This window comes from Niastella soli (genome assembly GCF_017742245.1).
GTDB lineage: Bacteria > Bacteroidota > Bacteroidia > Chitinophagales > Chitinophagaceae > Niastella > Niastella soli.
Map to the genome: position 1 here is coordinate 605,700 of NZ_JAGHKO010000005.1, position 12,559 is coordinate 618,258.

The following is a 12,559-nucleotide window of genomic DNA, read 5'->3' on the forward strand; positions in this document are numbered from 1 at the left end:
CCAGTAAGGCGGTGGCATAATTTTGTTGTTATTGTTGATATAAAAGAAGAATATGGGATGTTGAAGATGTGATTAAAAACAAAATGGTTGCTGACTGAATTCAATTCAAATATAACGCATGGAAGAATAGAGATGTGGTAGCACGCCGGGTGCCTGGGTAGGCATCCGGCTTTCTTTTTGTCTTGGATCCCCGACAAGTCGGGGCAGGCTAGCAATGGTTTTCAATATTGAACATCTTTATTAAATTCAAGATTGCCGATTGCCGGCTATCTTTTAAAATTCTTTTTTCACCAGTACTGTCGCTCGCTGCTTCATTAATCGTTGTACCAGGTCTTGTTCGGTATCGCCTATATTCAGCAAATTGCCAATGCGGGTAAGCAGTCGTTCCTCTTCAGCGCTAATATTGCCATCGGCATCACATAACTCAATACACCAGGAAAGCAGGGCCAGGTTATTGGTTGGTTTAAAAAGACTGATCAGGTAATTCAAATACATATCTTCATCGGTAATGCTGCTTTGGTAGGATTTGAATTTTCGCATTTCGTCCTTGAAGTTGAGTTTCTTTTGCAGACCAAGGGTAACCAATTTGTCGGATATGGTGTCTAGTTCAGATTCCTGAAATTTACCATCCTTCATACAACAGTAATAAAACAGGTGGCATATTCCTTCCTCTGGAGCTTTTAATAAACCGGTATACATAATTAAATTTATTTAGTGTGGAATAGATCAACTATTGAGCCATGTTGCCATTCGCCTACGCCAAGGCTACGGCGAACAAGTCGGCAATACAGCAATACGGCAATCGGGAATGGGTTCTCTAAATTTGAGTCTTCCGCGTGTTGGCGAATGAAATGTAAAATAGAACCTGGGCATCTCACTGCACGCCATACTCTACACGTAATATACCTCAGCGCGCCAACTACGAAAGTCAGAAAGCTTCAGGCAGACGCGGCAACAGGTCTCTGATAATTCATTAATCCGGCTATTACTCAGACTGCTTTAGTTGAAGCCCATTGCCTATTGCCCACTGCCTTACAAACAATGTTGATAAAGAAATTTACGATTTTAGCGGTGAATTGCCTTGTGAAATTTTCCAATTCGCTATATTTACTCACTCATCCTGTCAATGCTACAAAGAGTGATCATCATCAGTTTTTTGGCTTATCCCACTCTATAGTCAGGCCTTATCTTCGAGGTTGTAATTTCTGCGAAACTTTATTTTGTCTTCAAAGGCTTTATCCGGTTAATCATTCTTGACAATTTTAAAAATGCCCATGACCCTGTCTGCCCGTAACCACGATGTTATTACCGATTTTAAGCGTGGCCATTATTTTGTTGTGAAAGAGTTGTACGAGGAACATTACCCCGCTTTGCTCGATTTTGCCAGTCAGTTAATTATTAATAAAGAAGAAGCGCATCATATTGTTCAGGAAACATTCATCAAGCTGTTTGGGATGCGCGACCGGTTCCATCAATTGCCCGATATAAAAGCTTTCCTGTACATAACGGTACGGAACATTTGTTTAGCCTATATCAGGGCCGATAAAAAAAATGGACCGGGTAGTGATGCTGCCTGGTATAACCAGGCGCTGATAGCTATTGACCGTTTTGATGAGTCCCTGGTTCGGTCAGCCGTATTGCGCAAAATGCAAGAGCAGGTGATGGACCTACCGGCACAGGAACAAATTGTATTCCGGCTGTTGTTTTACGATCGCCTCACCATACAGCAGGCAGCGGAAGAATCGGGGCTTACAACCGTTATGGTAGCGCAACGTCGTATCAGCGGCATCAGGTTGTTGCGTGAAAAATTAATTACGTCCGATCTTTTCTCTATCCCCCTCTTTATTTATTTCATTGCTGTTGGTTGTGGGAGTGATAGTTTATAAGTTAGTTAGTTTATTAGTTTGTTTGTTATTGGGTTCCTGAGTTATTGAGTTAGTAAGTTGACCGCGGGTTAAGCAAACTAAAAAACAGATAAACAAACAAACTAAATAACTAATTAACTACCTGTAGTTCAATAAATATAGAACTATACTTTAATGGATATTGTTACAAAAAACAATTATCTCCCCTAACTTTTTAGCATAAACGTTTGTAAGTTTCAAAACTTTTTCAGTACATTAGGTATTCGATCCACTGTTAAATAATCCCGTACAAAGCGAAAACCTGAATGAACAAGTCCAAAAGACTGCAAGGGAAGTACGCTATAATAGTTCAGCACGTACCTGTTTAAAATCTTCTGATTGCTTGTTATTACTAAAAACGGAATGCACAAATCATAGCAACTCATTTCCGCGCCCGTCATGTCAAAATATGCATATCTATTGATAATGCAGCCGCTTTTCGTTTATGTACCTGGTTGAAAAACTGGTATATAAAACTCAACTATTAATGGCATAAACCTTAAACGAATGGGTGCTGAAACAGACCATATCCTACTGCAATTGCTCAAAACGGCTGACCCACAAGGGTTTAAAGCGTTATTCCAACGGTATTACAAAACGTTGTGCATACAGGCATATCTGTTATTGCAAGATGAAGGCGAAGCGGAAGACCTGGTACAGGATGTTTTTGTAAAATTCTGGCAGGAACGCAAATTTGAGATTGTACAACAATCGCTGGGTGCATACCTTACCACCATGGTTAAACATGCTGCTTTAAATTTGCTAAAGCATAAGAGCAGGGTTAACCGAAAAGAAAAGACTTACCAGGAGCGGATAGACATCATTGAAAATACCCACGTAATGGAGATCCAGGAAACGGCTCAAATGGTACAAAGCGTTATTGCCCAACTACCTGAGCAATGCAAACGTATTTTTGAGCTGGTTTGCGTGGAAGGCAAAAAGTACCAGGAGGCAGCTGTTATTGCCGGGGTAACTGTTAATACGGTTAAAACGCAGCTGCGACGGGCTTTTGTAAAACTTCGGGAAAGTCTGCGCGACTATTATTATTTTACCGGCTTGTCACCTGTTTTGTATATTTTATTGTCTTAATATATTTGACACCCCCTGATGTTTTATTTATCATACTTGCCATGAACAATTATATTGATATGAATGATGTCGAGCAACTCATAATAGATAAACTGACGGGCCAAATTGGTGAGGAGGATGACTTAAGGCTTGAAGAGCTGATCGCCCAAAACCAGGAGGTTGAACAATTATGGCAACAAATGGCAAAGGTATATGCCATGCGCAAGGCTGTGAGTTTCGATCAATCATTTAATGTTGAAGATGCCTGGCAGGCCTTACAACAAAAAGTAAATATTCTCCAACCGGTTACTGAACCGGTTACCGATACCGTTGCCATTCCCATTCGGAGTAACACGTCGAACTGGTGGCGCTATAGCATTGCCGCTGCGGTGGCTGGCCTTGTTATTATCTCGCTGTATCTGTTTATAGATTATAATCGTAACCAGGTAACAGCGGCCAAAACCATCCAAATAAAACTGGCCAATGGCAATATTGTGCATACTACTGCACAGGATTCATTGGCCGGCTGGCTGCGTAATGCGCGTGCTGCCAATATAGATCCCGGCGCCTGGAATACACTTACCGTACCGGCCGGTAAAAATTATGCGTTTCAGTTAGCCGATGGCAGTAAGGTATGGATGAATGCCCTGTCTGATCTGCGTTTTCCTTTGTTGTTTACGCGGCCTGAACGCGTCATAGAATTAAACGGCGAAGCTTTTTTTAAAGTGGCCCACCAGGCCAGTCAACCATTTTCTGTGCAGGTGAACGGGTTGACCGTAAAAGCATTGGGTACGGAATTTAATATCAAGTCATATAATAAAGAAGCTACGTACATTTCGCTGGTGACAGGGTCTGTGTTGGTAGAGAACGCCAAAGGCGAAAGTATTATATTATTACCTGGTGAAGGGGTAGTGGCAAGCGATCGCAACAGTTCCCTGCGAAAAGAGAGCTTTGATGAAGCCACTGTGTTGGGCTGGATGAAGGGAGTTTACTTTTTTAGAAATGAAAAACTGCACCAGATCTCGGTTGTGGCTGAAAGAATGCTCGATATAAATATACAATTAAAAGATCCCACACTGGCCGGTCTCCACTTTACCGGTGCCATCGATCGCAATAAACCTGTTAGTCACTTCTTAAATATGCTCGCTTCTTCGGGGGATATTCGTTATGAAATTAATAAGGATAAGGTGATCATTTCGCGTAAGTAAATAGGCAAACGGCAAACGGCAGACGGCAGACGGCCCGCCTTTGCCAAGGCTTCGGTGGGCCACGCAATAGGCAGTGGTCAGTTGTCAGTTGTGAGTGGGTTCGCTACATTCGAGCCTCACTCGTCGTGAAATCCCTATAAGTCGGGACAGGCTGTCAAACGTGAAGCGTGAATGCCACGACGCGGAAATCTACTTCCTACTTCCTAATTCATCCCTCTGCTTCCAATATCAACCCAATCAACTTCTTCCTCCCCACGACGGGGCAGGCTGTCAACCCATCAGTGTTTCTCCATTGACCGGTTACCCATAACCGTAAAATATACCTGTAATAGTTGCTAATAACTTTCAGCAGTTTATGCAAACGTTTGTCTGACGTGAACCGATAAAAAAATAAAAATTAGTTAACCTGTTGTCACCCGAATCAAAGGTTTGCTTGTCTAAATAGTATAACGGTTCACAAAAACTAATTGTATTATGAGATTACCCTCCGGACGTTGTTCCCACAATATCCGGGTAATGAAATTGTTTTGGCTATCCATTACCATTTTGGTTATCCTATCAACATTACCCTTATCCCTACTGGCCGACCCTGTTCAGGAATTTAAAATAACCTTACAGGCTAAGCGTACTGAGCTTAGCAAAGTATTCAATGAAATACGCAGGCAAACCGGGTTTGTGGTTTTTTATAGCAATGACCTCTTTAACGATAAAGAAAAAATAAACGTAAACTTTGTAGAAGCAGGAATAGATGATGTAATGCGCAGTCTGTTACGCGGCCGGTCGCTGGGTTATAAGATCGCCGAGAATTTCATCATCATCATCAGGGCAATCGACAGAAAGAAAGATAAAGCCATCATAGCTCCCGCTGCAATGAGTCCCACAGCAGATACTTTACCCGCTTATAAATTAAAAGGAAAAGTAACCGGCAAAGAGGAGGATGCGCCACTGGGGAATGTGTCAGTGGAAAACCTCGATGACCACAAGGGCGTGTTCACCAACGGAAAGGGCGAGTTTATTATTAATGCGCAACCGGGTGACAGCATCCGGTTTTCGTACGTTGGAAAAGCTCCCAAAGTGATAGTGTTTAAAGGGCAATCATTTTTACCGATTGAACTGTTTAATGAAGAAGAACGCGTGCTGAGTGAAGTGATCGTAACTGGTTTTCAGAATATCGACAAAAATAAATTTGCCGGTGCGGCTGCCCGGTTAAAGGCCGATGAGATCAAGCTGCAGGGGGTAGCTGATGTAAGCCGCATGCTGGAAGGCAGGGCCGCTGGTGTTTCCATTCAAAACGTTTCGGGCACTTTTGGCACCGCACCCAAGATAAGGGTACGCGGGGCTACTTCTATTAATGGCGATAATAAACCATTGTGGGTTGTTGATGGCGTTGTGTTGGAAGACATCGTAAATATTTCCAACGACCAGTTATCGAGCGGTGACCCAACCACTTTATTAGGATCGGCAGTGGCTGGGCTAAATGCGAATGATATAGAAACATTCGATATTTTAAAAGATGCTTCGGCAACGGCCCTGTATGGCGCCCGGGCTATGAATGGGGTAGTGGTGATCACTACAAAGAAGGGAAAAGCAGGCCGGGTATCGGTTAACTATACCGGTAATTTCAGCACCCAGGTTAAACCGGTCTATAATGATTTCAACATCATGAATTCTGCCGAACAAATGTCGGTGCTGGCCGAGCTGGAACGAAAAGGGATACTTAGTCCAAATATACTCGATGGGGCCGACAATGGCGTATATGGTAAGCTATACGACCTGATGAACGGTACTAATGGAACCTTTCCTTTGGAAAATACGACTGAATCACGCAGGGCTTTTTTAACCCGTTATGCGATGGCCAATACCGATTGGTTCGATGTGCTGTTCCGGAACAATTTTGTGCAGGAACATTCCCTGAGTGTATCCTCCGGAACAGATAGATCGCAGTCGTATTTTTCAACCAGTTATTATGGTGATAATGGCTGGACGATTGCTGATATAGTAAACCGGTATACACTGAACTATCGCAATAACTACAAGTTCAACGACCGGTTGTCGGCGGGTTTTGCAACGGTAGGCTCCGTGCGTCAGCAAAGAGCGCCTGGCGCCCTGGCGCGTAACAGCAATCCGGTAGAAGGGAAATTTGACCGTGATTTTGATATCAACCCGTTCAGCTATGCGCTTAATACCAGTCGCACCATTACTCCATTTGATGAGCATGGCAACCGAGAATATTTCAGAAGGAATTTTGCGCCTTTTAATATTATCAGCGAACTGGAGAATAATTACCTTGATCTGAACCTCATCGACCTCCGGTTACAGGGCGATGTTTCGTACAAAATATTCAAAGACCTGAAGTATGAATTTGTAGGCGCCATTCGCTATGTGAAATCTTCCCGCGAGCACATTATCACCGAACATGCAAATATGGCGGAAGCTTACCGGGCAGACGGTACTTCTACCATCAGACGAAATAATAAATTCCTGTATCGGGACCCCGATGATCCGGAGGCGCAACCGGTGGCGGTATTGCCTTATGGTGGTTTTTATAACCGTACGGAAGACATGTTGCAGAATTACGATTTTCGCAACAGTCTTACCTGGTCAAAGGTCGTGAAGGAGAAACATACCATCAATGTATTGGCCGGTCAACAGGTAAAGTATGCCGACCGCCAGCGTTTTTCCAATACGGGTTATGGCTATCAATATGAGAACGGAGGAACTGCCTTTGTCGATTACCGCATCCTCAAACAAACTATAGAAAATAATTTTCCTTATTACGGCATGAGCCGCGACTACGATCGCTTTGTGGCCCTGTATGCCTCTGGTAATTATTCCTACGATCTGAAATATAATTTCACCAGCACCATCCGCTATGATGGGTCCAACAGATTGGGACAATCGAAAAAAGCCCGCTGGCTGCCCACCTGGAGCGTGGCTGGGTCCTGGAATGTAGAACAGGAAGCATTTATGCGGGAGAATCGTTGGGCCGATTACCTTACCCTGCGCGCCAGTTACGGATTAACAGCCAGTATGGGGCCCGCTACCAATTCAACCATTGTACTAAAGAATATCAATACCCGCCGCCCATTTTTGAGTGAAGTGGAGTCTGTGATCAATCTGGCTAACCTCGAGAACGCTGATCTTACCTGGGAAAAATTGTATACCACCAACCTGGGAGTGGATGCCGGTTTCTTTAAACGCCGGCTTACTATGAGCCTCGATATATACCAGCGCAGAAGTTTTGATCTGATCAGTCTTATTAAAACATCAGGCATTGGGGGCGAAACACCCAAGGCGGCCAACTATGCCGATATGGAATCGAAGGGGATGGAGTTGTTGATCGGTGGCGAAGTGATAAAACAAAAAAACTGGGGTTGGAAAATGAACGCCACGTTTGGCTACAACACCACGAAGATCACCAATGCCAGGAACAATCCACGCATCTTTGACCTGGTTGTAGCAGAAGGTGGCAACCGGCAGAATTACCCGGTGAGAAGCCTGTTCTCTTTAAAATATAAAGGACTGGAACATACAACCGGTAAACCCATATTTATTGATCAAAACGGTAAAACCAGTTCAGACATCTACCTGCAGGATGATAACATCAGTAACCTCGTATATGAAGGGCCGGTAGATCCTACCATCACCGGTGGCCTCTCCAATACCTTTCACTATAAAACATTTTCACTGAATATTTTTCTCACGTACCAGGCAGGTAACCATATCAGACTGTACCCCGCCTTTCATGCCCGCTATTCTGATATTGATGCCATGCCAAAAGAATTTGCTGATCGCTGGATAGCACCGGGGGATGAACAATACACCAGTGTGCCTTCCATACTCGATGCCTTTAATCTCGCGCAGTTGGGTGGGGCCTATCCTTACAACGATTATAACTATTCAAACCAGCGGGTAGCAAAGGGAGATTTCATCCGGTTAAAGACCGTATCGCTTACCTGGCAGGTACAGCCAGCCTGGGTAAAGAAAGCGGGCGTAAATAACCTGTTGTTGACAGCCTCCGCTATCAATCCCTGGTTGATCTATGCTGATGATAAACTGAAAGGCCAGGACCCTGAGTTCTTTAACTCGGGTGGAGTGGCACAGCCGATACAAAAGCAAGTGACGTTGTCGGTTAAAGTAGGAATATAGTTATTGAGTTATTGGGTTATTGAGTTATTGGGTTATTGAGTTATTGGGTTATTGAGTTATTGGGTTTTGAACCTACTAACAGAAGAACTTAATAACCTACGAACTAAAGAACTAACAAACTTGATTATGAGAAAGCTATTAATATATACGATTCTTACAATGCTACTAGGGACTAGTTGTAAGAAATTTTTAGAACAGCCTCCCGATAATCGCGCGGTGTTGAATTCTCCGGAAAAAGTATCTCAGTTATTGGGTACTGCCTATCCGCAAGCCAATTACATGGCCTTTAGTGAATCCATTTCGGATAATGTGGCCGATAAAGGCATTGGTACGCTGGAACGCACCAATATAGATCCGTTCAATTTTAAAGACGTGGCCAATATTGAGGAGGATTCTCCGGAGTTTTATTGGAACGCCTGTTACAAGGCAATTGCTGCTGCGAACCAGGCGCTGGAATCCTGTGGCAAGGCAAAAGATGCGGAAAATTATACGGCGCAAAAAGGCGAAGCGCTCGTATGCCGGGCCTATGCGCACTTTATGCTGGTAACGTTTTTCGCAAAAGCATACGATAAGGCAACTGCCAATACCGATCCTGGTATTCCCTATGTACTGAAACCCGAAAAAGTGGTTTTTGAAAAATATGAAAGAAAGACGGTACAGTACGTATATGACATGATTGAAAAAGACCTCACGGAAGGATTGCCGCTGATCGATGACAACAAATACGGAGTGCCCCGCTATCACTTTACAAAAGCAGCCGCCCATGCCTTTGCTTCCCGATTTTATTTGTTTAAACGGGAATATGCAAAAGTGGTGGAGCATGCTTCAAAGGTTTTTCCCAATAACAATGTGGTGGCCATGTTGCGTCCCTGGAATACGGAGTATCGTACACTTACCTATAATGAATTGTGGGCACGTTATGCCAAAGCTACGGAACCAGCTAATCTGTTGCTGGTAGAAACTCAATCGGTTTGGGCCCGCAATTATATCAATGTTCGTTACGGATTGGATGCTACAAAAGCAAATGAAATACTCCTGGCGTCCAATGTGACCGGTGGTACCCGCATTTTCCGGTATCAGTTATATACGCTGGGGACCAATAATTATTTTCTTCCCAAAGTGAACGAATACTTTGTACGGGAATCTGTAAATGCTGAGATCGGTTGGGCATATGTGATGGTGCCACTCTTCACGGCAGAAGAAGTGTTGTTTAACCGGGCAGAGGCCAATGTATACCTGAATAATATCAATGATGTGCTGAGCGACCTGAATACCTACGCCGGCACTCGCATCTATAATTACAATGCTTCGCAACATGCGGTCACTGCCAGTAAGATCAAATCATTTTATCGTACCAGTGATGTACAACAGGGTGCGCTGACTGCAGTGCTGGATTTTAAGCGCGCCGAGTTTGTGCAGGAAGGCATGCGCTGGTTCGATCTGCTGCGCTATAAAACACCCGTAGTACATCCCACTTTCGAGGGGCCTGTATTAACACTTGCTGCCGATGATCCGATGCGGATTTTTCAAATACCGGACCTGGCAAAGCAGGCGGGGATAGCGCAGAATCCCAGGAAATGAGCGTGTGAGTTGTGAGTTGTCAGTTGTGAGTGAGTTCGCGACATCTGAGACTCACTTTCGGCAGACGGCAGACGGTCTCGGCTCAGCCGAGAGCAAACGGCAGACGGCAAAATAAATACGGCGGGTATTCGGCTTACGCCTCATGCAATACGCTTTTGCGCGGCAACGCAGAACAAAGAACAAAGAACTCGAAACTCGGAACTCGGAACTCTGAAACCTGGAACTCTGAACTAATAACTTGATCCTATAATGAAACGAATTGTAACATATCTGTATGTAATCCTCTTATCAATTGGATGCAACAAATCTGAAAACCTGGGTACGGTCGACGATATTCCCGGATTGGGTGGCGATACCTGGGTGAAAGGTCCGGTTGATAATTGGATCTATGATAATCTGACCAGGCCCTTCAATATATCAGTAAAGTATAAGTGGGACCAGTTTGAACTGGAGCTGAACAAAAACCTGGTGCCTCCGCGTGAAGAAAAGATCGTGCCTGTAATGGAGGCAGTGAAGAAAGTCTGGATCGATACCTATATAGCCGAAGCTGGTGATGTCTTCTTAAAAACCTACTGCCCCAAGTTTTTTGTATTGTGTGGCAGCGCCAGTTGGAATACCGATGGCACAATTACCCTGGGCACTGCTGAAGGCGGAAGAAAGATCGTTTTGTATGTGCTGAACGATTTCAGAACAAAAGCAATGGCCGGTTATACTCCATCCGACTCCGCTACTATTAAGCAAATGTTTCACACCATAGAACATGAGTTTGGTCATATCCTGCATCAGAATGTGTTGTACCCTGAAGATTTTAAACGGATCACGCCAGGGTTCTACACTGCCAATTGGAACAATGTGTCTGACAATGCTGCCCGGCGGGATGGTTTTGTTACTGCTTATGCCATGTCGGCCCCCGATGAAGATTTTGTTGAAATGATTGCCATGATGTTGATAGAAGGGCGGGCTGGGTTCGATAAGATCGTAAGCTCCATTCCTGCCGGCACCAGCATCAACGGTATCAATCAGGCTGACGCCGTTGCCAAACTCCGCAAAAAAGAAGCGATGGTAGTGGCGTATTATAAAGACGTATGGGGAATTGATTTCTATTCATTGCAAACAAGAGTTCGATCGTCAGTAGAGGCATTGATCAAATGAGAGGAGAAGTTTGTGAGTTTATAAGTTATTGAGTTAGTGAGTTTGAATGAACTCAAAAACTTAATAACCTAATAACTAAATAACCAATTATGAAAAGGAATATACTATATCTGATTATACTAATAACTGCAATAGCCTGTCATAAAGATAAAGAGGCTTTTGACAAAGACGCAAACGATCGCATTAACGAACAGCTGGGTAGTTATCAAACGGTGATCACGGGGGCGGCCAATGGCTGGATGGCCACCCTGATCACCAAATTGGGCAATACCTATAGTTTTTACTTCCGCTTCAATGAAAATAATCGCGTGTTTATGTACTGCGATTTTGATACCACCACTGCCAGTGTATTGAAGGAAAGCAGTTACCGATTAAAATCACTGCAACAGCCCTGTTTGTTGTTCGATACCTATAGCTATGTTCATTTACTGGCTGATCCCGATGCCCGGGTGAACGGTGGCTTTTATGGTGGTGGTCTGTTGTCGGACTTTGAATTCTCTATCGATACCCTGACCACAGACAGTGTCAAACTCACTGGCCGCTTTAATGGCAGTACCGCCATTTTACGAAAAGCTTCAGCACAGGACCGGGCCGCCTGGGAAAACAAACAGGTGCGTGATAATATGGTTGGATTAAGCAGCCTGGGTAAGATCCTGAACTACTTCAAGCGGCTTACGTATAACGGTACTGAATATGAAATACAGATCAATAACATTTATAAAGTAGCGATCATCACCTGGAAAGATGCAGCCGGAACGGTGCATCAGGTTATCACACCCTATTTTATTTCAACAACAGGTATAGTGTTTACTATTCCGGTGGTGAATGGAAACACCACTATTAATGGTTTTACCATCATTGGTTTCAATACAACAACGAATTCAATTCAGGTACGCATAAATAATTCAGATGCCACTATAGCCGGGGCTATCAGGCCTGTGTCTCCCGATGTGCAGGCCGCCCGGCGCTGGTGGCAATGGGGCGCTGATGCGCAGAGTTACTGGTATTCGTGGAATGGATTTCATGTAGATGGGGTAGAGGATGCGTTTAATTTGAAGTCATTAAAGACCGACAGCTCGCAGTATTATTATCTTACTTACTGGCCTGGTGTAAAACCCCAAACCGGAGCATCCTTTGATGCGCTGATCCCGTTTTACTACATCCCCCGCATCGATGATATTGACTTTATATATGGTACGGCGCCCAAACCAACTTTTCAAACAGATGGCCGGGTTACGTTCAGTTTATTGGGCGATCTCACTGTAGGCCCTTACCCAACTTCCGGTCCTGCTTTTAAAACAAAAGATCAATTCTACAATAGCAATGGATATTGGTTTGTTCAAACCGGTGAGAGCAGTTATGACATGGTGAGTGCGAAGGATGCTAAAACGTGGGTTACCTGGGTGCACCAATAGGAGGTTGATAGGGGTGACAGGGGTGATAGGTTGATAAGGAAAGGAAGTTGACCAGTTGACCAGGAAGACAGAGCCTGCCCCG

8 protein-coding genes are annotated in these 12,559 nt (G+C 44.1%); 7 read left to right on the forward strand and 1 reads right to left on the reverse strand.

Annotated features, from left to right (window positions below; genetic code table 11):
• Positions 1-273: 273 nt before the first annotated feature.
• A complete protein-coding gene (locus J7I42_RS22920; protein ID WP_209141209.1) occupies positions 274-636 on the reverse strand; it encodes a tellurite resistance TerB family protein in 363 nt (120 codons plus the stop codon).
• A 632-nt stretch (positions 637-1,268) separates the two neighbouring features.
• Between J7I42_RS22920 and J7I42_RS22925 the strand changes: the two genes are divergently transcribed.
• The 7 genes from J7I42_RS22925 to J7I42_RS22955 all read left to right on the forward strand — a co-directional run bounded on the left by J7I42_RS22925 (position 1,269) and on the right by J7I42_RS22955 (position 12,477).
• Positions 1,269-1,886 carry an RNA polymerase sigma factor gene (locus tag J7I42_RS22925; protein WP_209141210.1) on the forward strand — a complete coding sequence of 206 codons (618 nt, stop codon included), beginning with the start codon at positions 1,269-1,271 and terminating at the stop codon, positions 1,884-1,886.
• Between the two features lie 525 nt (positions 1,887-2,411).
• The gene (locus J7I42_RS22930; protein WP_209141211.1) at positions 2,412-2,993 is read left to right on the forward strand and encodes an RNA polymerase sigma factor; all 582 of its coding nucleotides are present in this window, start codon (positions 2,412-2,414) and stop codon (positions 2,991-2,993) included.
• A 41-nt stretch (positions 2,994-3,034) separates the two neighbouring features.
• Complete coding sequence (locus tag J7I42_RS22935) at positions 3,035-4,180, forward strand: FecR domain-containing protein (protein ID WP_209141212.1); 1,146 nt, start codon at positions 3,035-3,037, stop codon at positions 4,178-4,180.
• 516 nt (positions 4,181-4,696) lie between these two features.
• A complete protein-coding gene (locus J7I42_RS22940; RefSeq protein WP_209141213.1) occupies positions 4,697-8,329 on the forward strand; it encodes a SusC/RagA family TonB-linked outer membrane protein in 3,633 nt (1,210 codons plus the stop codon).
• 159 nt (positions 8,330-8,488) lie between these two features.
• Complete coding sequence (locus J7I42_RS22945; RefSeq protein WP_209141214.1) at positions 8,489-9,910, forward strand: RagB/SusD family nutrient uptake outer membrane protein; 1,422 nt, start codon at positions 8,489-8,491, stop codon at positions 9,908-9,910.
• A 249-nt stretch (positions 9,911-10,159) separates the two neighbouring features.
• A complete protein-coding gene (locus J7I42_RS22950; protein WP_209141215.1) occupies positions 10,160-11,062 on the forward strand; it encodes a zinc-binding metallopeptidase in 903 nt (300 codons plus the stop codon).
• An 89-nt stretch (positions 11,063-11,151) separates the two neighbouring features.
• Positions 11,152-12,477: a DUF4302 domain-containing protein gene (locus J7I42_RS22955; protein ID WP_209141216.1), complete on the forward strand. Its 1,326-nt coding sequence runs from the start codon at positions 11,152-11,154 to the stop codon at positions 12,475-12,477.
• Positions 12,478-12,559 lie beyond the last annotated feature (82 nt).